The following is a 25,226-nucleotide window of genomic DNA, read 5'->3' as shown; positions in this document are numbered from 1 at the left end:
TTTTCTTTTTAGATACCTATTTTTAATGTAAGTGTAAACTGCTTTGGAACTGGTACTGCAACACCACCGGTATTAAAGAATTCCGGATCCTGTCCATTCAATTTCTTGTCAGCATAAATAAGGAACAGGTTGGTAGCCTGAAACTTCAAGGAAAGGTTGCTCAACTTTAATGAAGAAACCCATGTTTTGGGGAAATCATAACCTAATGAAATTTCCTTCATTCTAATGAAATCACCCTTAGCGATACGCTCTGTCGAATAGTTGTAAGCATTATATGCATAAGATAAATTTGCATCATTCTTATTTTGAATTGCACTTGCTATAACTGGCACATTTGTGCGAGCCTCGTCTCCAGGAATAGTCCATCTATTATTAAACTCTTTTGGCATTGATGAAAGGTCATCATATTCGTTAGAGAATACAGGATCAAGACGAACCACGTTACCGAAAGAATATGTTATAAACACATTAAGTGAAAGCCCTTTATATGTGAAGATATTTCCGAAGCTACCAACATCTGTTGGATCAATACTTCCTTCATACTTAAGGAATTTAAGTTTTTCAGGATCACTTTCTTGGAAATAGATACCTGTTGTAGTGATGTTACCGTCCTGATCAAGGAATGTTGGCAGACCTTCACGATTCAGTCCCTTGAAAGGTATTGAAAATAAACTTCTTACAGGATATCCTTCCTGAGCAAATCCATTTCCAGAAACCAGATCCATTATACTTGATGTAGTACGTAGGTCAGTAACTTGATTATGTGTATGACTATAGATAAAACTTGATGTCCAGCTAAAGTCCTTCGCCTTAATATTAGTGGTAGAAAGAGAAAGCTCAACACCACTTGACTTCATAGATGCGATATTACCATATTTCATAACCATTCCACCAACACCTTCTGTTGTTGCAAGACCAATAAGATTATAATTACGACGAGAATAAATATCCATTCCTAAATTAATTCGGTTATTAAGAAATCCCATATCCATACCAAAATTTAGTTCATGCTTTTTCTCATAAGTCAAATCACTATTTTCCAAATCAGAGATGTACAATTGACTTTCCTTAACATCAGCGAATGGACGCCAAGGGTTATTAGACTTGATAATAACACGTGAATTCGTTACATTTGACGGACCACGGTCAGCAGTCAACGAATATGAGAGGCGGAATGTCAAATGTGACATAACTGGTTCCAAGCTCTTGAAAAAAGATTCTTCATGAACGTTCCATGCACCAGACAAGTTCCATGTAGGCAACCAACGTGCAGAACGACTCTTTCCTAGTCTGTTGGTGCCTTCATAACGAATTGTTCCGTTTAAGGTATAACGCCCCTTATAAGAATATGTTCCATTACCAAAGAAAGCAACACTACGCTCACTTGTATTTCCCATTGTATAGTAATCAGCATTCTGTTCAGCACTCTTCTTAAACACCTGATAAGCATAAGAAGGTGTTTCACCCATATCATACTGCATACCCCAACCACGGAACCATGTATTATGACGATCTACACTATTAGTTTCCATACCACCATACAGGTTTACTATATGTGTATCATTATTGAAAGAATCATTATATTGTGCGGTTGCACGGAAATCATAACCAAACATATTGTTATCAGTACGATCCACGATACCTCCATAAGGCAGCACAGAGACGGGCAATGCATAAATATCGTCGGGGTCTGTATAAAGATAAGTATTATTTTTACGTATAGTTGATGTTCCCATGGCTCTATAAGCCATTGCTTGATTAGAGTTATCTTTTATATTGTGTTCCTGAGTCGTTGCACTGTATTTCATAGCGCCCAAGACAGAAAGTTCCAACTGGCGCAATGGTTTATAAGCTAATTTTGCCTGCATGCGGAAATCAGAAACATTTACGTCAATATAATTTTGTTCTAGCTCATTGAAAATATTAAATGGAGCATAATTGCGAGTGTAGTAATCCGTAGTTGACAATGCTCTAGACGTATTCAAAGCAAAAGAATACGGATTTATATCAAAAGCACGGTTTACTTTTCCTGATACAGGATCTGTAGTCGCACTGATAGTTCCAGGGGCTTTCTGCTTACGATAAGAAGCATTACCAATAAGTCCAAAAGTAACTCTAGAAGATACATTATAATTCGCATTGAAATTTGTAGTATAGCGCTGCACTTGACTACTCTTTGTCCACCCGGGATCATACATAGCACTTACAGATGCGTAATATTGTGCTTTGTCTGTTCCTGCAGTAATACTTACAGAATGGTTACTCTGGATAGAATTTGTAAAAAGTTCCTTAAACCAATTTGTATTACGATACTCAGCAGAACGCAAATAAGCTGCCTTAGCTTCTGTCGTATTAGCTAAGCCAAACATTCCTGTTGTAGAATCATATGTATTTAGCAGCTGATACATCTTACCATAAATGCCACTATTTGCAGCTGTCGATGTTTCAGCATAATTAAGATAACCTTTTTGCTGTAGCTCTTGATATATTGACATCTGGTCCTGTGAGTTCATTATATTAAAAGTAGAATAGCTAGGTATCAAACGCATTGTATATTCACCTGTGTAACTGATGTGACTCTGTCCTGATTTTCCTTTCTTTGTTGTAACAACAATAACACCTGCCATAGCACGAGCACCATAAATTGATGTAGCAGATCCATCTTTCAAAATCTGAAAACTCTCAATATCATCAGAGTTAAGACCTGCTATTGCTGAACTGATCAGTGTATTGGCATTTCCAGAAGAAAGCTGATCAGCACTGACATCTACAACATCTTCCATTATAACTCCATCAACAACCCATAATGGTTTTGAACTGCCATAAATTGAGGTAGCACCACGAACACGAATCTTTGGCGCAGTTCCGAATGTTCCTGATACATTCTGAACAGATACACCTGCCGCACGACCTTCAAGAGAACGGCTTATATCAGGCAAACCGTCAATTTTAGCATCCTGTGCATTAATCTTAGTAGTTGAGCCAGTAAACATACGTCTATCCATTTTCTGCATACCAGTAACAACTACTTCCTGAAGAGAAGTAGAAGGTTTCAATACAACCTTCATTCCCGGTTTTGCTTGGACACTCTCAGTTTCCATTCCAACATAACTAATCGTTAGTTTCTTGTTTGCAGGAACATTTAACGAGAATGTTCCTTCTCCATCAGTAACGGTTCCTGTTTTTGTTCCCTGAATAAATACGGATGCGCCTATAACAGGTTCTCCATCATCCTGGGATACAACAGTACCGGTGATTTTAGTTTGAGCAAAAGTCATTCCAAAAGACAGGAATAGACATACCAAAATCATTGTTAGTTTTTTCTCCATAAAAAGTCTCTATTAATAATTAATAACTTAATTTTATTATCCATTCGCAAAAATAAGTAAAAACATTATAATTTGCAAATAAAAATATCATTATCTTACATTTTAGCCAAAAATATTACCATTAAGCAACTATAAACAATAAAAACAAATACTTTTGATAGATTATTTTCACAAACAGCATCTTTTGTTTTTACAGTAAAGTAATATTTAAAAGTATATTTGCATCAAAAACAAAACATAATGCATTCACGACTAATCACGGCAAACAATACTTAACATAAATTTATCAAAAAAGTATATTATAGATAAATATATCAAGGCATTAAAAGGTATCAGATAAATAGAATTATGCTTATCATAAATTATATAATAAAAAGGCAGCAGTAATTACTTACTGCTGCCAAAACTTTTTATACTATTACTAATAGTAAGAATAGTCTTAAATTATTTAGGAGTACTTCCTGAAGCATCTGCAGTCTTCAAGGCAGCATTGTATTCCGTCTCGTTCAAAGGAACTTCCCATGTCCATTTATTACCATCACTAGGTTTAATTGTAATTGCAACAGAAGTATGTGCATTACCACCATTAGCAAAACTATTACGCACTACTGGTAAATTCCAACGTTTAAAATCACTCCACTCAAAACCTTCGCCCCAAAGCTCCAAATTACGATAGTCACGTATTTCAGCAAAAAGCTCGTCTCCTGTCTTAGTACATGTATAATTAGGATTACGCTTTGATGTCGCATTTAATTCAACAAGTGCATTTTGAGCATCCGTAGGCTTATTTAAGAAATAATCAGCTTCAGCCTCAATTAATAACATCTCTGATGAACGTATAAATGGAACATAACCTACACCAGGTTGGTCATCAACCCAGAATTTCAGCTGACCGTCTAAATAAATATAGCCACTTTGATAAGGAGCTGCCATACCAGAAGGAGTATGTGACTTACAGATTGAATCTGCTTGTGCAAAGACAGCATCGTTGCCTAAACCCAAAATACCAAAATTCTGATGTACATCGCTAGCAGACTTAATATTTATCTTACTAAATTTGTCCTCTGTTATAAATAATTGCTTACGTGCATCGTTATCAGGAATTCTTTCAATCAACTCATGACCAATCGTACCTGCTCCTGTAGGATTACGATTGGCTGCATAACCGTTACATGCCATTTGGGTTCCAAAACTCCAATACCAGTTCTGTTGATCAGCAGCTCCATAGCTACCCATTATCCATTCAGATGTTGGTTTACAGAAACCTCCAGCATATGAAGCATTATCCATAAGATCATATCCTATACGCGCTAGTTTTGCCTGATCCAATGCAGTGGAATAGTCCTGCTTTGTCAATGCAGCACGTGCATAGACTGCATGAGCAACATTTACATTAGGCAACCAAACCTTACCAGAAGGGCGGTTCTCACCACTCTTTTCGAAAAGATTTATTGCATTAGTACAATCATCATAAATTTGCTTGTAAGTTTCAGCAAGCGTTGAATAAGCTAAATCACCTGTTGACTCATCTAGACGAAGCACAAGTCCCTGGGTTGCTCCATTATTACTGTCTTGCCAACGATAGCAATAATAGTTAACAAGCTTTTGGAATGCATATGCACGAAATGTCAACGCAGAAGCCTTAACAAAAGCCTTGTCAGCATCTGATCCTGAGCATGAAGCATCATCAGCATGATTAATGATTACATTTGCAGCTCCTACTATCTGATAATAATAATACCAAGCGTATCCATCATAAATAGAATTCGTACGAAAATGAAATGTCTGATTAATTATAGAAGACCAGCCAGAAGCAATATAATTATAATTATAGTCTTGACTAGGAAGGTCTTCATAAAGGCGTATAATTGCATTCTCGCCAGCAAAGCCCTGACTAAAAGCAGACTGCTGTGTTGTCATTGTTTTAGCAATACCATTCAGAGCTTTCTTCATATTATCAGTGCTACTGATAACACTACTTGAGCTTACCGACTCTGTTGGATTAGTATCTAGATAATCACTGCTGCACGAAGACAAAGAAGCTACGGCAAAGAGGCCAGCAAAGAAAAATTTATTAATATATCTTTTCATTTTGTTTATCCTTTCAATTTAAAAGTTGACTGTAAGTCCAAAGTTAAATACTCTAGCAGGAACATAAGTATCATCCATACTTCCTGTGAAAGACTGCTGTGGATTCAAACCCTTGCGCTTAGTCATAGTAAACAAGTTCTCAACACCTGCATTCAATGTAACTCCAGAAAGTCCCCATTCACTGACAATATTTCTAGGAAGAGTGTAACCAAGTGTTACATTCTTGAAAATAAGATAAGATGCACTAGTCAACCAACGATCACTTGTATCATTATTATCGGTACTTCTATTGAAGTCAAGCACAGGAATGCCCTTTGTATCAATACGATTATTAGATGTTTCAGTCATTCCTTCTGGTACACTAGTCCAAGATTTCAACAAATCTTTATGAAGAGCTGATGCTGACGAAGCTGAGGCCGTTGACATTAAACTTTTATAGCTGCTATCATAAATTTTACCACCAAGGCTATATGAAAGCATCATGCTAAATGAAAAGGATTTCCAAGACAAATTCGTTCCGAAAGAACCATATATATCAGGAATTGCTGAGCCAGCCCATTGTTTCTTAGCATAAGCAGTCATGGTTGTATAGTCTGTTCCATTTATCGTCACAAGAGCACCGCCTGCAATAGCTTTTGCCTTACTATCTGGATCCAATGTATATAATGAATTACCAGTCATCTGGTCAACACCTTCAAAATGATATGTAAAATACTCATATGGGTCATGTCCCTCTGAGAATTTCATCAAACCGTTAAGAATATCTTTCCCATCAGGAAGTTTCTTCAATTTACTACTAACAGTTGTACCATTAAAGAAAACATTCCATGTCAAGTTGTTTTTGCGAATGACATCAACGTCAGCAGAGAACTCAAAACCACGGTTAGAAATCGTACCTATATTTTTCCACACAGTAAGGTTTGAAGGAGCATCATCACCTACATAAGGGAATGAACCTGCAGAGTAAGGAAGGCGGACCTGGAAAAGCAAATCCTTTGATCGCTTATCGAAATAACCAAGTTCTAAGTTCAAGCAATTAAACAAACGGCCTTGTACACCTAAGTCTACAGTCTGTGTTGTCTCCCATTTCAAATTATTAGCTGGCAAACTTTGTCTAATAAGAGCACCTGTTTCTGAATTACCATTCTTGTCTATATAATAGAGAGACTGATAAGCATAATATGAAGCAGCCTTATCATTACCTACCTCACCATAAGAAGCCCTTGCACGCAAAGTGTTCAACCATTTTACATCACGAAGGAAACTTTCGCCCTTCGCATTCCAGTTCAAACCGAAAGAGAAGAAATTTCCCCATCTTGCAGACTTACTGAAACGTGAACTACCATCACGACGATAAGAAAAATCAGCAAAATATTTTTCGTCATAGTTATAACGTGCACGGAACAGATAGCCTTCAGTCTTGTAAGTATCATCTGAACCTATAGAAGATGAATTCTTAACAAAGTTACCCATAGTCATATTGCCTTGGGCAACCATATCTGTATTCAATGCATAAGTATAGCTACTCATCCAACTATGATTTTCATGGCCTAAAGTTGCATCAATGTGATGTACTCCATAATCCTTGGTCCAATTCAAAAGTTCCTGAAGAGTATAATAATTATACTGGTATGCGTAGCTTGCTAAACGACCATTGTTAGTTGCACCATCTCCTATTACAGGATTATTATATCTCTGTCGATTGTTGTTGATATGATTCAAGTCACCTGTAAGAGTGAACGAGAAGCCATAAGGCAACAACACTGTTCCAAAGATATTAGCACCAATTACGGCACGATGATTCTTGTCGTTATCCATATCCATCTCGTAAGAAATGTTGCGGTTACTTAAATATGAAGAAGTTGTATCATATTGTTTGTTTCCTGCTAAATCTAAATCATAACTTCCATCAGCATTATGCATATAGATAGGATAAATTGGAGCCATATAACGCGCTACGTTAAATGGATTTGAATAAGCCGCACCTTTAGCGTTATCATTAAATCTTTGGTTATAATATGAACTTGTGAGTTTCATTCCAGACTTAAACCATGTTGTAGGTTTGTACTCGGCCTTAACCAAACCAGAAAAACGCTCGAAACCTATATTCTTTATATATCCTTTTTCATTCAAATAACCTGCAGATGAGTAAACATTGAACTTGTCATTACCTGCACTTACAGACATATTGTATTCCTGACGCCAACCTGTACGCTGAATATTATCAAACCAATCCAAATCATTATAACCTGGCTTCATCTTTGCTATCAAAGTTCCATTAGCATCAAATAGTTTATTGTCTGCCCCGTCATAAATATTACGTTGCGTATAATCACTAACCAAGTGCTCTGTTGCATAAGCGGCCGCATCCGTTGCGTTTTTGTGTAAAGAGCCACTCATAGCATAGTTTTTCATAGCCTGCCATGAGGTTTCCATCCATTGATTTGCTCCAAGACGATCATATTCGCTCATACCACGAGTATAAACACCTTGATTAATATTCAATGTAACAGATGGTTTACCGTTGTTCTGTCCTTTCTTTGTTGTAATGATAACAACACCATTCGCTGCACGACTACCATACAAGGCAGATGAAGAAGCATCCTTTAATATAGACATATTGTCAATGTCATTAGGATTTATTTCTGAGATATTGCCTTCAAAAGGAACGCCATCTACTACATAAAGAGGTTCTTCTGCACCTTTTACCAAGGTACCGATACCACGAATACGGATTTTAGGATCCGATCCAGGCTCTCCATAAGAAGAGTTAACCTGTATACCAGGGGCAGCACCTTCCAAGGCCGCGGTAGCTGTTGTAGCTAGGCTTTTCTTTATTTTATCCTCACCAACTACAGACACAGAACCTGTTAAACTGCTACGTTTTGCTGTACCGTAAGCTACGACAACAACATCATCAAGCGTTTTATTATCAGGTGTCAAAACTATCTTTTGGCTCTTTTTCGCAATGACGGTTTTGGCGTTCATTCCTATATAAGAAACTTGAAGTTTAGCTCCTTCTGGAACTGAAAGTGAAAAAGCGCCATCTACGTCTGTCACAGTACCCGTATTGGTACCTAAGACCTTAATAGAGGCTCCAATGACTGGTAGTCCATCCTCCGAAGAGGTTACTACTCCGCTTACCTGAGTTTGAGCCATCGCTATTCCTAAACTTAGAAACAGACAGGCTAAAAACATCATTAGTCTTTTTTTCATAAAAATCTCTCTCTTAATTAAATTGTATTGTTTTCTTATTTATTTTGGCTACATTATCAGCCCACATTACAAAATGCAGGGAATATATTTAATCAAGAATGAATGAACATTCTTTTCTCGTACTTCAATAAAAACTAAAAATTACATATGTTGTATGTGGCGCGCAAAATTAATGAATGTTTGGAATATAACCAAATTTTTTATGCAAAAAGTCACTTTTATTGATATAAATACCGTAGATATACGCTTTTCGTAACGATTTTATTACAATTTATAAGCACTTTTTAGACAAAGCAACATATCAAAGAAAAGAAAAAACGAAGGATTAATGAAAATATTTTGAGCATAAGAAAAAAGAAGTTATATTTGCAAAATATAAAGGCAATTGCATTATTCACATTAGACATTATAAATTTATGATAAGATTATTAGTTCTCTTTGTTACGATATTTGCTTCTTTTCTAAATACTTTTGCAGATAACCGTAACCGCAACGAAATGTTAAAGATAGCACAAGAGAAATTCGCCACTAGAAGCATGGCAAAGGGTTCTTCAATAATAGACAACGAAGTAAAAGTCATGAAAGACACAGACCAATTTGCTATTTATGGCGCAAAAGGTTCCGGATTCATCGTTGTTAGCCGCAGCAATACATTTCCCGCAATCATTGGAGAATCAACACACGACTTTGACTCTGCGAATATTGCTCCAGGTTTTAAATGGTGGATGGAAAACATATCTAAATCTTTGGCCTACAGAGATGCCAATAATATTGGGAGAACTTCTATATCTGTTTCTACAACAATATATCCTTTTATAATAACAAAATGGAATCAAGGCTCACCATATAATTTATTATGTCCTAAGGTTGGCTCACTTACGCATGGCTATACTGGATGTGTAGCAACGGCTATGTCACAAATTTTAAAGTATTATAATTATCCATCAACTAGCAAAGGTAGCGGAGGCTATTCAACTGTTGTAGGAAATGATACTATAGTAAGGTTGGCAACAATCAATACAACATACAACTGGAGCAATATGTCAAACACATATTCGAATAACAGCGCAACAACCCCAGCAAATATAGCGGTAGCAGAACTTATGAGAGATGCTGGCTATGGAGCTAACATGGAATATGGTACTGACGGAAGCGCTGCTACAAATATTGATGCAACAAAAGCTTTTGCAAACAACTTTACATATAATCCATATTCATTAAAATACTTGATGAAGGATTTATATACAGACGATGAATGGGCACAAATCATTTACAATGAGATAAAACAACTCCGTCCTATTCTATACGGAGGATCTACAAAAACAAAAGAAGGACATGCATTTGTCTTTGATGGTATAAATACAGAAGGAAACGTTGACGTAAATTGGGGATGGGGCGGTGCATGCGACGGCTGGTATGATATTTTTGATCTGACTCCTTCAGGTTTTGGCGAGGAATTCAGTTCAGGAACAACATTTTCAGAAGGCAATGATATGATATTAGGTTTCGATCCACAAGCAACATCAAGTGGAAGCGATTTCTCAATATGGGCAACAGACGAAAATTGTGAATTTACAAAAGCTACTTACAACAAATTGAATCTAGTAATGACAGCTTTTTATAATTTATCATACAAGACATTTACCGGCAATGTTGCTGTTATATTCGAAAATATAGCTACAACAGCAATCACGGCTGATACTCTTATAACCAAGGAAAACTCATATATTCCGTACTCAGGATTCGGATTAAAATCTGGTTCAATTACTTTAGATATATCTGATCTTCAAGCTGGTACATACCAAGTTTATCTAGCTAGTAAGGCTACAAATGAAACTAACTGGAGTCCTGCTAGAAGTTTTATTACTCATGATGTAATATCTTATACCTTGACAAAGGCTAGTGATGGAGGACTTACTCTGACAGGCATAGATAAAGTAACAACGGAGAAAGAAAACAGCGATAAAACCAAGAGGATTTACGATATTAGCGGTAGACTTATAAATACAACAACAGAAGGGAATACAATCTCCACAAAAGGTATTTATATTATCAAACAAGGCAATGTTACAAAGAAGGTAATTAAACTGTAATATCAGAATACAACTTAGAATAAACAAAAGTTGTCTATTGTATCATTTTGACGATTTTCGACTTTATGTAATCCTTGAAGCCATCACCTTCAAGGATTTCTATATCGTCGTAAAGTCCAAGTACGAACCTACCAATACCCAGATAACTTACTACGTCAAGAGACACTATCCAATGATTTTTATCTTTCTGAGAAAATGAAGCCGATGAAATGGGGAATTCTTCCATCATCAAGTTATAAGAAAGCTGTCCCACAAGGAGTTTTATAGGGTACAATTCTTCACCACTAAATGAAAACACATCTGTAAAAACCTTCCGATGCTCGGATGCATGTATCCAAGGAGCATCATAAACTTCTACATTTGTTATTCTTGATAGTTTGAATGTTTTGTTCTTTCCTGATACCAACTCATAGCAGCGCACGTCCTGATTGTCATTGAACAACAAAAAAGGTTCGACAACACGATCGGTAAATGTATGGCTATGTGGAGAAGAATACTCTTTCAAACATACTATTCGTTTAGCAGCAATAGCGTCACTAATATCCTTCAAATTGCGCAACTGCTTTTTCTTGTATTTAGAATCTGAGAAAAAGCGAAGATCATAATAACGTTCAAGTTTCTTTTTAACCGATAAAACCGCTGGATTTTTCTGCTCGGCACTATCAGCAAGGTTATGAATCAGCACAGCTTCCTGCAATGTAAAGTTCACAGAAGAAGCAATATTTGAGAAGAAAGGAGAATTCACATCAAGACTATAATAATTTTCGTTGCGAAGTACGCCGAAACCATATTCTCGAAGAAACTGAAGGTAATAATAGAGATTACGACGAGTACATCCCAAATGATTGCAAAGATCCTCAGCGGTATAATCATTTCCGTCAGTCATAAGTTGAATCAATGTAAGTTCATTTCCCAGTTTCTTCATGATATCAGTCTTTAAAATTAAGGCTCAGTTCACCACCTAGCAGATTGTAACTTTTACGATGAATTGGGGTAATTCCGTAGTTCAGTATGCCAAGTCTATGCTTTTTTGTAGGGTATCCCTTATTGTTTTCCCAGTCATAATGTGGATAAATAAGCGCCTGTTGCTGCATATAGTCATCACGATATGTCTTAGCAAGTATACTAGCAGCGGCTATACTCTGATATTTTCCATCTCCCTTCACAATACAAGTGTAAGGAAGTTGTTTCTTTTCTTGACCTTCAGAATATACATAAGGATCAAAGTGGTTACCATCAATGATAAGACCCTGTGGACGGACTTTCAGTTGGTCTATTGCACGGTGCATTGCCAAGAAACTAGCATGAAGGATATTAATCTTGTCTATCTCCTCAGGAGTAACTATACCTACAGCCCAAGCTACAGCATCATGTTTAATCTGTTCACGCAATGCATAACGCTTCTTTTCGCTCAACTTCTTACTATCGTTTAATTCGGGATTATCATAGTCAGAAGGTAATATCACTGCAGCAGCATAGACACTTCCAGCAAGACATCCACGTCCAGCCTCATCACATCCAGCCTCAATAAGTTCCTTATAATAATGTGGTTCTAACATATTATTGTTAATAAATGTTGCCAGTTAACTTAATTAACGTTTGATTATTTGGTGTGAAAATATATTTCCACTAATACAAGTAATTTTGCAGTTGTAAAAGTCAAACAAGTTAATACAATTACAATATGGAAAAGAATATCTATATCAAAAGAGAAGTTTCTACATCTAGCAGTGTACAAAACATTATGAGTAGCATCGCGAACAAAGCAAAGTCACCAATCACTGCACTAGCCAAATACTATTCAATAGTATTAGAACGCGAGATTGGCATGAAACAAACACTATTACTACTCAATGCACAAATAGCATTCGTATTTGCTGTTTTCCCGGCTAACATCGGCTTTATTGCTCGTGCCGTATGCTGTGCATGGTTCGTTAAAGCTGTTTTGACATGCAAGAAAAACCTCTAAAACATTTTTGATACTCTCTCTATACCTGCAATAAGAACATCTATTTCTTCTTTTGTATTATAGAGAGCGAAACTGGCGCGTGATGTACCCAACACTCCCAGACGGTCCATGAGCGGTTGTGCACAATGATGACCAGTACGTATAGCTATCCCCAGACGGTCAAGAAGTGTACCCATATCCATGTGATGAATATCACGCAACTGGAAACTTATCACAGCATCATGATTGCGAAGAGTTTCTTCCGTAATAGGTTTACTTTCGTCTATTCCGAATATCTTCATGCCGTCTATCGCCAACATTTTCTCAATAGCATAGGCAGTAAGTTCCTTTTCATGGCGGGTAATATTGTCAATACCCAAAGCTGTAACGTAATCCAAAGCCTTAGCAAGTCCGGTTGTAGCGATGTAATCAGGAGTTCCTGCCTCAAACTTCAATGGCGGACGCTCAAACGTAGTCTTTTCGAAACTAACGTTCTCAATCATTTCGCCACCACCCTGATAAGGAGGCAGCTTATCTAACCATGCTTCTTTTCCATAAAGTACGCCAACACCAGTAGGACCATATATCTTATGCCCACTGAACACGAAGAAATCGCAATCCAAATCCTGCATGTCCACAGTAAAATGAGGAGTACTTTGCGCACCGTCTATCATTACAGGAATATCATGTTCATGCGCAATGCGAATAATATCTTTTACTGGATTGATAGTTCCAAGAACATTACTTACATGACTTACACTTACGATTTTAGTACGTGACGTTATCATTTTGCCGAATTCATCGAGATTCAGCTTACCAAAATCATCAATAGGGATAACCTTCAGTACAATACCTTTTTTGCGTGCCTGTAACTGCCAAGGTACTATATTTGAATGATGTTCAACGGCTGAAACGATAACCTCGTCACCCTCTTTCATAAACTCATCAGAGAATGAAGAAGCTACAAGATTAAGTCCTTCCGTAGTTCCACGAGTAAAGACAATCTCTGTAGTAGACTTAGCATTGATAAACTTTCTTACCGTTTCACGAGCTCCCTCATGCAATTCAGTAGCCTGCTGGCTCAACCAATGTACACCACGATGCACATTAGCATTGACATTTAGATATTCATCACGCATGGCATCAAGAACACATAATGGTTTCTGAGTCGTTGCGGCATTATCTAAATACACCAACGGTCTACCATAAATTTTTCTTGATAATATAGGGAAATCCTTACGAATCTTGTTTATATTATACATAATCATTACAAATTAAACATCATCACTAAAATGAAACTACTTGCAGAGTTTACAACCCTCACATTTATTGAGCTCACCACGGAAACGTTTCTCTACAAGATGATGCAAACGATCACGTAATGGTTCCAGTTCCATTTTATCGATGACTTCGTTGATAAATGCAAATTCAAGGAGCAGTTTAGCTTCCTTTTCTCCGATACCACGCTGTTGCATATAAAACATTGCAGCATCATTAAGCTGACCAACAGTTGAACCATGTGCACATTTCACGTCATCTGCATATATCTCAAGCATTGGCTGCGTGTACATCCTAGCCTTCTTTGTGACACAAAGGTTTCTATTGGTTTCCTGACTTATAGTCTTCTGTGCTCCATGACGTACAAGGACTTTTCCTGCAAAAGCGCCAGTAGCCTCATCGTCAAGAACATATTTATATAGTTCATTGCTTGTGCAATGACCCACTTTATGATCTATAAGAGTATTGTTGTCAACATGTTGATTCTTGTCGGCTATAACACAACCATTGCAGTGACATTCTGCACCCTCACCTTCAAATACTAAATCAAGGCAATTGCGTGTCATACCGTTATGCAAAGTGATAACATTGTGATTTACACTACTGTTAGCCTGCTGCTGAATATACACATTGCTTACACGCGTATTTTTAAGATGTGTCTCCTCAAGGCAATTCAGTTCCAAATTCGCATTTTCTCCAACATACGCCTCAATAACTTGAGTAGATAGGAAATTACGATCATCAGCTGAGTGATCACAAAACAAGAACTTTGCTTCAGAGCCTTCTTCAAGAATAATAAGCACACGACGATTAACCATTAGGTCAACATCAGAGCGAAGTATATTTATCACTTGTATAGCACGGTCCACCTTTACATTTTTCGGAATATAAACAAGCAGTCCGTCCTGAGCAAGCATTGTATTAAGAGCTGTAATTGCATCTTCATCAGTAGATGCAATTTTAGAATAATATCTAGCGATGAAATCAGGCTTTTTTGAAGCAACACTACTCAAAGAATCAACGATCACACCCTCAGGAAGATGTGCCTGAGGAAGGACTTTCGTATAGAAGCTGTCGTTGACAACAAAATATAGTGATGTACTTAAATTAGGAACATCACACTTAAAAGCATCATAAGGGTTAACAGGAATATCCAATCGGTTAATATTCAAACCATAGTTAGGTTCAAACAATTTAACCATGTCGGTATATTTATAACGCTCAACCTTGCGAGTTGGAAATCCCAACTTTTTGAAATCTTCAAAAGCCTTATCACGAACCGAGTTCATGATATCGGCAGAATGATTCTTAATAGTAGCCGATGTACTTTCATACAACTGCACATACTGAGCCTCGGCTTTAGGTTGTGAAGAACCTAAAGGGTTTTGAGCCTTATTATTATTAATATCTTCTTGCATAATAAAAATCCAAATAAAAAAGCTATATTTCCCTTTTAGGGAAAATATTAATCCTGTCCAAACTTTGCATCAGCCTCTTCCTTAATCCAGTCGTATCCACGAGCCTCAATATCCTTTGCCAGTTCAGGTCCGGCAGTCTTAACGATACGACCATTATAAAGAACATGAACAAAACTAGGTTTAATCATATCAAGGAGTCGTTCGTAGTGAGTAATCACGATAGCTGAAGTCTCGCTTGTATGCATTTTATTCACACCATCAGCTACAACTCTCATTGCATCTACGTCAAGACCAGAATCAGTTTCATCAAGGATACTCAACTTTGGTTCAAGCATAGCCATCTGGAATATCTCATTTCTTTTTTTCTCACCACCAGAAAATCCTTCGTTTACAGAACGATGTGATAGTTTTGAATCTAGTTCAACGAGTTTACGCTTCTCACGCATAAGTTTCATAAAATCGCCTGCATTAAGAGATTCTAGGCCTTCATACTCACGCTTTGCATTAATCGCCGCACGCATAAAGTTTGTCATTGAAACTCCTGGAATTTCAACAGGATACTGAAAAGAAAGAAACAAGCCTGAACGAGCACGGTCTTCAGGTTTCATCTTCAAGAGGTCGTTGCCATTGAAGATAGCTTCACCCTCAGTAACTGTATATAATGGATTACCTGTAAGTACGGCACTAAGAGTAGACTTTCCTGAGCCGTTAGGTCCCATGATAGCATGAATCTCACCGTCATTCACAGTAAGGTCAATGCCCTTTAATATCTCTTTGCCTGCAATAGTAGCATGCAGATTTTTAACTTCTAACATATCTCTTGTATTTTATTCCTTATTAAACTATTAACCTACAGTTCCTTCAAGACTTACGCTTAGTAGTTTCTGAGCCTCTACAGCAAACTCCATAGGAAGTTTATTGAGCACTTCCTTTGCATAACCGTTAACGATAAGTCCAACAGCTTGTTCCGTAGGTATTCCACGCTGATTACAATAGAAAAGCTGATCTTCACTGATTTTTGAAGTAGTAGCCTCATGTTCAAATACTGCAGAATCGTTATGTGAATCCATATAAGGGAATGTATGTGCACCACAATCACTTCCTAACAACAATGAATCACATGAACTGTAATTTCTTGCATTGTCAGCATTACTTGTAGCTCTTACTAAACCACGGTAGCTATTCTGGCTATGACCCGCAGAGATACCTTTGGAGATAATCGTTGACTTAGTATTTTTACCCATGTGGATCATCTTCGTTCCAGTATCTGCTTCTTGATAATGATTTGTTACAGCAACACTGTAAAATTCAGCTATAGAATTGTCACCACGAAGAATGCATGAAGGATATTTCCATGTTATAGCTGAACCAGTCTCAACCTGAGTCCAACTAAGTTTTGAATTAACGCCACGAAGATCACCACGCTTTGTAACAAGATTAAGCACTCCGCCCTTTCCATTTTCATCGCCAGGATACCAGTTTTGAACTGTAGAATATTTCACTTCTGCATTATTCTTGATTATAATCTCGACAATAGCAGCGTGTAACTGATTCTCATCACGCATAGGAGCCGTGCAACCTTCAAGATAACTAACATAGGCATCATCTTCTGCAATGATAAGGGTACGTTCAAACTGTCCTGTATTACGTGCGTTTATACGGAAATAACTACTTAGTTCCATCGGACATCTCACTCCTTTCGGAATATAGACAAACGAACCGTCACTGAACACAGCACTGTTAAGAGCGGCAAAGAAGTTGTCACGATAAGGGACAACACTTCCGAGATATTCTTTTACAAGTTCTGGATGTTCTTTTACGGCCTCACCAATACTACAGAAAATAACTCCCTTCTCACGCAATTTTTCTTTAAAAGTTGTCTTCACTGAAACTGAATCCATAATAGCATCAACAGCAGTGCCACTTAATGCCAAACGTTCTTCCAAAGGTATACCCAATTTGTCGAATGTCTTTTCAAGTTCTGGATCAATCTCATTGTTCTTTGGTTTCTTAACCAAAGGGTCAGCATAATAAGAAATTGCCTGATAGTCTATTTCGGGTACATGCACATGTCCCCAAGTAGGCTGGGTAAGGGTTTCCCAATAATTATAAGCTTTCAGACGAAAGTCGAGCATCCAATCGGGCTCGCCTTTTTTCTGAGAGATAAGGCGCACAACGTCTTCGTTAAGCCCTTTATCTATGATTTCTGTTTGTACATCAGTAGTAAATCCGAATTCATATTTCTTTTCAGCTACCTGACTAACAAACTCATTTTTTCCTTTTTCTTCCATTTTGCAAAAATACCTATTTTATATATGATACATACAAATAGTGTACCACAAACAAACTGGCAACATTTGTTATTAATTACAGCAGTGACATCCCTGTAATAGAATATAAGGATGTCACTACTTTATTACATAATGGATTCCAACTCCCATTATATTAGGGAGTATAGAAAACTTTATAGTTTCTGTTCAACTTCTATTTCAGTGAATGTCTCAATGATATCACCTCCAAGAATATCATTAAAGTTGACAAGACTGATACCACATTCCATTCCCATTGGAACTTCCTTAACATCATCCTTGTAACGCTTCAATGCATTGATGTCTGCTGTACGTATAACGATACCGTCACGTACAAGGCGAGCCTTATCTTTGGCATGTACCTTACCCTCGGTAACTAGACCACCGGCAATAGTACCAACCTTAGACACCTTAAATACCTGCTTAACTTCAACCTGACCAGTGATAATTTCTTTCTTGACCTTGTCAAGCATACCGACCATTGCGCTCTTGATATCATCAATTGCATCGTATATGATTGAATAGGTATTAATTTCAACGCCTTCACGATCGGCAAGTCTGCGAGCTTCAGAAGAAGGGCGAACCTGGAAACCAACGATGACAGCATCTGATGCACTGGCAAGCATTACATCATTCTCACTAATCTGACCTACAGCCTTACTAATTACATTTACCAAGACTTTCTCTGTAGAAAGCTTAATGAACGAATCACTCAAAGCCTCAATAGAACCGTCGGTATCACCCTTGACGATGATATTAAGTTCATGGAACTCTCCACGTGCAATACGATGTGAAATATCACCAAGAGTAAGACGTTTCTGAGTTCTCAAGCCCTGTTCACGCTGCAATTGCTCACGCTTGTTTGCAATCTCGCGAACCTCCTGTTCTGACTCCAAAACGTGGAACTGATCACCAGCTGTAGGAGCACCATTCAGACCAAGGATAATAGCTGGCTCAGCAGGAGCAGCCTCATCAATGCGCTGATTACGTTCATTGAACATAGCCTTAATACGTCCCCAACTTGTTCCGGCGATTACAACATCACCTATTTTAAGAGTACCATTACTTACGAGTACAGTACTTACATATCCACGTCCCTTATCAAGAGAAGACTCAATGATAGTACCAGTAGCTTTACGGTTTGGATTAGCCTTCAAGTCAAGCATTTCAGCCTCAAGAAGGACCTTATCTAGAAGTTCTTCAACTCCTACGCCCTTCTTTGCGCTTATCTCTTGACACTGATATTTACCACCCCACTCTTCAACAAGCAAGTTCATCTGTGACAAGTCTTCACGAATCTTATCAGGATTAGCTCCTGGCTTATCAATCTTATTTATTGCGAATACCATTGGAACACCAGCAGCCTGAGCATGTGCGATAGCCTCTTTTGTAGTAGGCATAACAGAGTCATCAGCTGCGATGATAATGATTGCGATATCTGTTACCTGAGCACCACGTGCACGCATAGCAGTAAATGCCTCATGACCTGGAGTATCAAGGAATGTAACTTTCTGACCATTCTTAAGAGTAACACCGTAAGCACCAATATGCTGTGTAATACCACCAGCCTCACCGGCAATCACATTAGTATTACGGATGTGGTCAAGCAAAGATGTCTTACCATGGTCAACATGTCCCATGACTGTAACGATAGGAGCGCGAGAGAACAAATCAGTTTCTTCATCGATCTCTTCACTTACAGCCTCCTGAACCTCGGCACTAACATATTCTGTCTTGAAACCGAATTCATCAGCTACCATGTTGATTGTCTCTGCATCAAGGCGCTGGTTTATTGAAACCATGATACCGACACTCATAAGAGTAGAGATAACCTGAGTCACACCAATATTCATCATGGTGGCAAGTTCACTTACAGTTACAAATTCGGTAAGTTTAAGGATTCTAGCATCTTTCTGCTCTGCATTAGCAACCTTCTGGAGTTTTACCTGAACAGCATCACGCTTATCCTTACGGTATTTAGCGCCTTTCTTGTTCTGGCTCTTGCTTGTTAAACGTGCAAGAGTCTCCTTTACCTGACGTGCTACTGCATTATCATCAACCTCTAAAGGCTTCTGACCACGTTTGCGGTTTCTATTATTATTATTATTGTTGTTTCCAGCAGCGTTATTAGGACCTCTATTAGCACCGTTCTGGTTACTATTATTTCTATTATTGTTATTGCGATTGTTGTTGTTTCGGTTGGTGTTATTATTATTATTATTATGGTTATTATTACCGCCCTGATTAGCAGCGGCATTAATATCCACGCGTGTCTTGTTTATACGCACGCGCTTCTTTCTTTCTACACCAGCGTGCTGCTGCGCAGTCTTTTCCTCACGTTCTTTGCGCTTTTCTTCCTTAGACTTTTTCTTTGGTCGAGTACTCTGATTCAATGAATCAAGGTCAATCTTACCAACAACATTCATCTTAGGAGCATTAAGGATTTTCTTTTCACTTTTTAATGTAAAGATTCCATCGTCGGCTTTCTCTGCAGGTTTTTCAGACTCTACTGATTTTGGAGCCACAACAACTTTTGGAGCAGCAGCCTTAGGCTGTCCAACCGGTTTAGCAGGCTTCGGGGTTTCTACCTTTGCAGCAACTGGTTTAGGTGCCGCAGTAGCTTTTACTACTGGTTTATCCACTGGTTTATCAACATGTTTATTTATAGGCTCATGGCTGACGGCAGCAGCCTTTACTTCAGGAGCAACAGACTTCTGAGCCGCTGGTTTCTTACCAATACTATCCAGATCAATCTTCCCAACAGGTTTGAAACGCTGTTGATTAGAAGATTCAAGAAGATTCTCGGCACGATTTTCCTTTGCCTCAGGCGTACGCTTCTTTTCCTTTGGTTTCTTCTGGAAAAGCTTTTCTGCCTCGCTACGAACTTCTGCATCCTGTTTGAATGCCTCAACAAGAGCGTTATACTGCCCTTCTGAGAGTTTGTAGCTCAAGTCAGACTTTACCTCTCCCAGTTCATTTTTCTTCTCTAGGAATTCAACTGCCGTTTGAAGTCCTATGTTTAATTCACGTAATGCTTTATTTAATCTGATGCTCATATTTATCTATTTGAAGGTAATGAATGAAATCGGCAAAAAGGGAAAACCACTCATTCCGTTACCTTAATTATATTTATTTCCTCATTTTCATTAAATACTTTCTTTCCTTTTTATTGTTAATTATTGTTCAAACTCTGCACGAAGCACCTTAAGAACATGATCAACTGTTTCTTCCTCAAGATCAGCCTTTTCAATAAGCATCTCTCGTGGAGCATTAATTACAGCCTTAGCTGTATCAAGTCCAACAGCCTTAACTGCATCGATAACCCACTGATCAATCTCATCTGAGAATTCATCCAAGTAGATATCCTCGTCTGCCTCATCCTCTGGAACCTCACGGAATACATCAATTGTGAATTCTGTAAGCATAGAAGCTAGTTTGATATTTAGTCCACCACGACCGATAGCCAAGCTGACTTCTTCTGGCTGCAAGAAAACTTCTGCCTTATGATTTTCCTCGTCAACATTAATACTGCTTACACGTGCAGGACTAAGTGAACGCTGGATAAACAGCTTGATATTTGAAGTATAATTCACAACATCAAGGTTTTCATTGCACAATTCACGAACGATACCATGAACACGACTACCCTTAACACCGACGCAAGCTCCTACTGGGTCAATGCGCTCATCGAAACTTTCAACAGCAATCTTAGCACGTTCACCTGGCATACGAGCAATCTTACGAATAGTGATAAGACCATCACCAATCTCAGGAACCTCTGCTTCAAGAAGACGCTCAAGGAATAATGGACTTGTACGAGAAAGAATGATCTTAGGATTGTTATTTTCGTTATCAACACGAAGTATCACCGCACGAACAGTTTCACCCTTATGATATACATCAGCAGGAATCTGTTCTGTCTTAGGAAGTATAAGCTCATTATTCTCATCATCAACAATAAGAACTTCACGTTTCCAAATCTGATATACTTCACCTGAAATAATCTGTCCTACTCTATCCTTATACTTATTATATAAAGAGTCATGTTCCAACTCAAGAATCTTTGAAGCAAGAGTTTGGCGCAGATTCAATATCGCGCGACGACCGAACTTAGCGAAGTTAACAGGCTCTGAAACATCCTCCCCAACCTCGTAGTCTGGTTCTATTTTAAGTGCATCCTTAAGTGCGATCTGCTTATTTTCATCCTCAACCTCACCGTTTGCAACTACAACACGATTACGATAAATTTCAAAGTCTCCCTTATCAGGGTTTACGATAACATCGAAATTTTCATCGCTACCAAAGATTTTAGCAAGCACATTACGGAAACTTTCCTCCAATACACTTACCAGAGTTGTACGGTCGATATTCTTTGTATCCTTAAATTCGCGGAAAGTATCGATCATACTGATCTGCTCTTCATCATTCTTTTTTGCTGCCATAGCTTATTTGAAACTTATTAAATATTTTGTATATTTTACATTATTCATAACAAAAGTATGATCGACGTCCATTTTCTGAGGACGCTTCTTACCTTCAACCATAACTTTTTCGTTAACTGTAACTACAAAGCTGTCACCGTCAACGCTTTTCAAAATACCTTGATACTTTTTACCATCCATATCAAGGACTTCAACTTCTTTACCTATGAAGTTTACATACTGTTGAGCAACCTTAAACGGTTGTCCAAGACCTGCCGAACCAACTTCGAGTTCATAGTCTTCTTCATCTCTACTGAGATGATCCTCTATATACCTACTTAATTCAACACAATCCTCGATCCAAACGCCATCAGCGTGATCAATCTCAACTACAATCTTGTCGTTTGGGCTGATATCAATACCAACAAGGAAATATTCCTTATCTTTCAACCACTCATCTACTAGTTTTTTTACGACGTTTTTGTCAATCATATATGCTATATTAAAATAAAATGAGGAACTCTCTCGGAGCCCCCCATTCCACTGAATGCTGCAAAATTACGAATAATTTCGTTAGCATGCAAATATTTTGCAATATTTTCTCATTTTGGCAATAGAATCTTCTTATATTCAACCGGTTTTGACAAAAGTTTCATAGCTTCAGCCATTTGACGGTCATGTTTAAGACTATATTCAATACTGCCTTGTTGATAGTAATATACTGATATAATGTCACTTGCGAGGGCTTCTCTTATATCTTCCTTATTGTATTCAATATCCTTTCCGATATTATGTTTAAGCTTTTTTTCAATAGCAGCAAACTCATTTTTAGCATCATTATAATAGCCTTCAAACTTAGCCGATTTAACTAGTTCCTGTAAGATTTTCTCACTTACGCCATCATACTTAAAGCCACTTTTTATAACGTGCTGCTTGAAATCTTCAAAATCTGCATCCGAAAGCTCAAACTTATCTGGAGATGCAATAGTAGGATGCTTAGCCACATAATCAACAACATAATCAAGTACCGTCTCTGTTGAATCTATAATACTTGTAAGGTAGGTTTGAATATTCGAAGCCGTATCTGGTTTGATTTCAACATCCGGTTTTATTCCACCACCATCACGAACCTCACGTCCATGCAATGTGCGGAATACTTTTGTAAGAGAATCAGGTACATGTTCAGTGTATCCTCCACGTCCATGTTTGTAATTTATAGCCTGAATGCAGCGACCACTTGGAATGTAATATTTATTTGTCGTGAGTTTCAGATTTCCATTATATGGAAGATCTACCGTCATCTGCACAAGTCCTTTTCCATATGTACGTGTACCCATTACAACAGCACGATCAAAGTCCTGCAAAGCACCACTTGTGATTTCACTTGCGCTGGCAGTTCCGCCATTAACAAGTACAACTATCGGCATAACTGTATCAATTGGTTCTACGGTAGTTTTATAATCATGGTTCATACGTTTAAGCTTGCCGCGATTAGAAACAACAAGAACATCTTTTGGAACAAACATATTCACAATGTTTACTGCTTCACTTTCAAGACCACCACCATTTCCGCGAAGATCTATAACAAGACCCTTCATACCCTGTTTTTTCATTTCAAGGAAAGCGCGACGAAAATCTTTTGAACAATCTTCCGTAAACTGATTAAGATTTATATATCCAATATTATTTGGCTGTAATCCATAATATGGCACCGATGGCATTTTTATAGCACGTCGTGTAATTTTCATCTTTAAAACCTTTCCTGTTGAAAGACGCTTCACCTTTATCATAAAAGTCGTGCCAGCATCACCACGCAAATGATCGCTAACATATTGACTACTCTTACCAACCATTGATAAGTCATCTACTGCCAAAATAAGATCACCCTTTTTCAGTCCAGCTTCTGCAGCTGGCATATTTTCATAAGGTTCGTCGATAAACGAATTATTATATTTCTGGCTAAATCGTATAAGCGATCCCACACCTGCATACTTACCAGTAAGCATGGTTTTCAAGTCCTTAACTTTTGCGTCAGGAAAATACTCAGTGTAAGGGTCAAGAGAACCCAACATTGCGTCAACTGCATTACCTACAACAGTGTCAGCAGACAGTGTATCAACATAAAGCAAGTCTAGATTCTTGTATATTGAATTAAATACTTCAAGATTCTTAGCTACTTCAAAATTATGATCTTTTCCAGGCTGGGCTGCGGCAGGCACAGCCAACAGAGCTAGGATGTATATTATTATCTTTCTCATATTGATTGACAAAAGTAATATATAAAGATGTAAAAAGCAACACAACAAGTGATAAATTTCAAAAAAATAGCTTTAATGTGATTTTTTTCTCAAAAAAGTTTGGCAGTTTAAAAAAAACGTTTTACCTTTGCAACCGCAAATCAGAAATGATAAAGCAATGCTTCAATAGCTCAGTTGGTTAGAGCACCTGACTGTTAATCAGGGGGTCGTTGGTTCAAGCCCATCTTGAAGCGCATTAATTTACAAGGAGTTACAGAAATGTAACTCCTTTTTTGTTTTTATTTGTTTGAACAAATATCGAATTCTACAGCATTATATGATTTTGCGCTAACATTAGTAAGTCTAACTTCGAAGAAATTCAATAGTCATTCATAACATTGTTTGAATATATTTATGGTCTCTTACCACCCATCATTTTCTATAAATATACAAGACTGTTATATATTATCTCCATGAAAATAATCAAATATACTTTATAATGTCGTTTTCTATTTCAGCTAAAGACAGTCTGCCCACAGCCGACAGCTTCCTCCGAATGTCTTTCATTGATTTAATTTTGTTGTATCAGATTTTATTTCTTAATTTGTAGACAAGGATATGATAATAAAAGATATTTGTAACGAAATTACCATCAACCGACAACTAATTCGGGAAGGTGACAACCATATTGGATTGAACGACAACCAATCAGGTGAGGTAGACAACTTATTTAATAACAAATGTAAACCTATTATGGCTGAAAGCAACACTCTACCAGAAAAAGTTTTTCCAATGTCACTAATGTCACTTTGCCACAAACCCTTTGTTTATAAGGGATGAGCGAGTGACATTAAGTGACATTATCGGCCTAAAAGTGACATTAAAT

15 protein-coding genes and 1 tRNA gene are annotated in these 25,226 nt (G+C 37.6%); 3 read left to right on the top strand and 13 right to left on the bottom strand.

The window, feature by feature from the left end:
• Window positions 1-8: 8 nt before the first annotated feature.
• The 3 genes from B045_RS0102375 to B045_RS0102365 all read right to left on the bottom strand — a co-directional run bounded on the left by B045_RS0102375 (window position 9) and on the right by B045_RS0102365 (window position 8,636).
• Window positions 9-3,329: a SusC/RagA family TonB-linked outer membrane protein gene (locus tag B045_RS0102375; RefSeq protein WP_026234303.1), complete on the bottom strand. Its 3,321-nt coding sequence runs from the start codon at window positions 3,327-3,329 to the stop codon at window positions 9-11.
• 444 nt (window positions 3,330-3,773) lie between these two features.
• Complete coding sequence (locus tag B045_RS0102370) at window positions 3,774-5,420, bottom strand: RagB/SusD family nutrient uptake outer membrane protein (protein ID WP_018462668.1); 1,647 nt, start codon at window positions 5,418-5,420, stop codon at window positions 3,774-3,776.
• 18 nt (window positions 5,421-5,438) lie between these two features.
• Window positions 5,439-8,636 carry a SusC/RagA family TonB-linked outer membrane protein gene (locus B045_RS0102365; RefSeq protein WP_025882821.1) on the bottom strand — a complete coding sequence of 1,066 codons (3,198 nt, stop codon included), beginning with the start codon at window positions 8,634-8,636 and terminating at the stop codon, window positions 5,439-5,441.
• 416 nt (window positions 8,637-9,052) lie between these two features.
• On the opposite strand from B045_RS0102365, the gene B045_RS0102360 reads away from it, so the two are divergent.
• Complete coding sequence (locus B045_RS0102360) at window positions 9,053-10,729, top strand: C10 family peptidase (protein WP_018462666.1); 1,677 nt, start codon at window positions 9,053-9,055, stop codon at window positions 10,727-10,729.
• A 34-nt stretch (window positions 10,730-10,763) separates the two neighbouring features.
• Here the strand turns inward: B045_RS0102360 and B045_RS0102355 are convergent, their stop codons facing one another.
• A complete protein-coding gene (locus tag B045_RS0102355; protein WP_018462665.1) occupies window positions 10,764-11,654 on the bottom strand; it encodes a helix-turn-helix transcriptional regulator in 891 nt (296 codons plus the stop codon).
• 4 nt (window positions 11,655-11,658) lie between these two features.
• Window positions 11,659-12,288, bottom strand: coding sequence for a ribonuclease HII (locus B045_RS0102350; RefSeq protein ID WP_018462664.1), 630 nt, complete (start codon window positions 12,286-12,288; stop codon window positions 11,659-11,661).
• Window positions 12,289-12,413: 125 nt separating this feature from the next.
• Between B045_RS0102350 and B045_RS0102345 the strand changes: the two genes are divergently transcribed.
• Window positions 12,414-12,698, top strand: a complete 285-nt coding sequence (locus B045_RS0102345) for a hypothetical protein (protein ID WP_018462663.1) — start codon at window positions 12,414-12,416, stop codon at window positions 12,696-12,698.
• Here the strand turns inward: B045_RS0102345 and B045_RS0102340 are convergent.
• From B045_RS0102340 to B045_RS0102305, 8 genes are all read right to left on the bottom strand, one after another.
• Window positions 12,695-13,939, bottom strand: a complete 1,245-nt coding sequence (locus B045_RS0102340) for an aminotransferase class V-fold PLP-dependent enzyme (RefSeq protein ID WP_018462662.1) — start codon at window positions 13,937-13,939, stop codon at window positions 12,695-12,697. The genes B045_RS0102345 and B045_RS0102340 overlap by 4 nt on opposite strands.
• A 36-nt stretch (window positions 13,940-13,975) precedes the next feature.
• Window positions 13,976-15,373: a Fe-S cluster assembly protein SufD gene (gene sufD / locus B045_RS0102335; protein ID WP_018462661.1), complete on the bottom strand. Its 1,398-nt coding sequence runs from the start codon at window positions 15,371-15,373 to the stop codon at window positions 13,976-13,978.
• A 47-nt stretch (window positions 15,374-15,420) separates the two neighbouring features.
• Window positions 15,421-16,188, bottom strand: coding sequence for a Fe-S cluster assembly ATPase SufC (sufC, locus tag B045_RS0102330; protein ID WP_018462660.1), 768 nt, complete (start codon window positions 16,186-16,188; stop codon window positions 15,421-15,423).
• A gap of 30 nt (window positions 16,189-16,218) precedes the next feature.
• Window positions 16,219-17,664 carry a Fe-S cluster assembly protein SufB gene (gene sufB / locus B045_RS0102325; protein WP_018462659.1) on the bottom strand — a complete coding sequence of 482 codons (1,446 nt, stop codon included), beginning with the start codon at window positions 17,662-17,664 and terminating at the stop codon, window positions 16,219-16,221.
• Between the two features lie 173 nt (window positions 17,665-17,837).
• Entirely contained in the window at window positions 17,838-20,738 is a 2,901-nt protein-coding gene (gene infB / locus B045_RS0102320; RefSeq protein WP_018462658.1) for a translation initiation factor IF-2, read from the bottom strand.
• A gap of 120 nt (window positions 20,739-20,858) precedes the next feature.
• The gene (gene nusA / locus B045_RS0102315) at window positions 20,859-22,124 is read right to left on the bottom strand and encodes a transcription termination factor NusA (RefSeq protein ID WP_018462657.1); all 1,266 of its coding nucleotides are present in this window, start codon (window positions 22,122-22,124) and stop codon (window positions 20,859-20,861) included.
• Window positions 22,125-22,127: 3 nt separating this feature from the next.
• The gene (rimP, locus tag B045_RS0102310; protein ID WP_018462656.1) at window positions 22,128-22,595 is read right to left on the bottom strand and encodes a ribosome assembly cofactor RimP; all 468 of its coding nucleotides are present in this window, start codon (window positions 22,593-22,595) and stop codon (window positions 22,128-22,130) included.
• 110 nt (window positions 22,596-22,705) lie between these two features.
• The gene (locus B045_RS0102305) at window positions 22,706-24,361 is read right to left on the bottom strand and encodes a S41 family peptidase (protein ID WP_018462655.1); all 1,656 of its coding nucleotides are present in this window, start codon (window positions 24,359-24,361) and stop codon (window positions 22,706-22,708) included.
• Between the two features lie 159 nt (window positions 24,362-24,520).
• Between B045_RS0102305 and B045_RS0102300 the strand changes: the two genes are divergently transcribed.
• Window positions 24,521-24,594: transfer RNA gene (locus B045_RS0102300), tRNA-Asn, on the top strand.
• Window positions 24,595-25,226 lie beyond the last annotated feature (632 nt).

It is taken from the genome of Segatella paludivivens DSM 17968 = JCM 13650 (assembly GCF_000373185.1).
Classification (GTDB): domain Bacteria; phylum Bacteroidota; class Bacteroidia; order Bacteroidales; family Bacteroidaceae; genus Prevotella; species Prevotella paludivivens.
The sequence above is the reverse complement of the archived record's forward strand: the minus strand, read 5'-3'. Positions and strand labels throughout refer to the sequence as shown.

Coding starts and splice junctions, on each gene's coding strand:
- B045_RS0102375 (WP_026234303.1), bottom strand. CDS start 3,329: ATGGAGAAAAAACTAACAATGATTTTGGTATGTCTATTCCTGTCTTTT.
- B045_RS0102370 (WP_018462668.1), bottom strand. CDS start 5,420: ATGAAAAGATATATTAATAAATTTTTCTTTGCTGGCCTCTTTGCCGTA.
- B045_RS0102365 (WP_025882821.1), bottom strand. CDS start 8,636: ATGAAAAAAAGACTAATGATGTTTTTAGCCTGTCTGTTTCTAAGTTTA.
- B045_RS0102360 (WP_018462666.1), top strand. CDS start 9,053: ATGATAAGATTATTAGTTCTCTTTGTTACGATATTTGCTTCTTTTCTA.
- B045_RS0102355 (WP_018462665.1), bottom strand. CDS start 11,654: ATGAAGAAACTGGGAAATGAACTTACATTGATTCAACTTATGACTGAC.
- B045_RS0102350 (WP_018462664.1), bottom strand. CDS start 12,288: ATGTTAGAACCACATTATTATAAGGAACTTATTGAGGCTGGATGTGAT.
- B045_RS0102345 (WP_018462663.1), top strand. CDS start 12,414: ATGGAAAAGAATATCTATATCAAAAGAGAAGTTTCTACATCTAGCAGT.
- B045_RS0102340 (WP_018462662.1), bottom strand. CDS start 13,939: ATGTATAATATAAACAAGATTCGTAAGGATTTCCCTATATTATCAAGA.
- sufD (WP_018462661.1), bottom strand. CDS start 15,373: ATGCAAGAAGATATTAATAATAATAAGGCTCAAAACCCTTTAGGTTCT.
- sufC (WP_018462660.1), bottom strand. CDS start 16,188: ATGTTAGAAGTTAAAAATCTGCATGCTACTATTGCAGGCAAAGAGATA.
- sufB (WP_018462659.1), bottom strand. CDS start 17,664: ATGGAAGAAAAAGGAAAAAATGAGTTTGTTAGTCAGGTAGCTGAAAAG.
- infB (WP_018462658.1), bottom strand. CDS start 20,738: ATGAGCATCAGATTAAATAAAGCATTACGTGAATTAAACATAGGACTT.
- nusA (WP_018462657.1), bottom strand. CDS start 22,124: ATGGCAGCAAAAAAGAATGATGAAGAGCAGATCAGTATGATCGATACT.
- rimP (WP_018462656.1), bottom strand. CDS start 22,595: ATGATTGACAAAAACGTCGTAAAAAAACTAGTAGATGAGTGGTTGAAA.
- B045_RS0102305 (WP_018462655.1), bottom strand. CDS start 24,361: ATGAGAAAGATAATAATATACATCCTAGCTCTGTTGGCTGTGCCTGCC.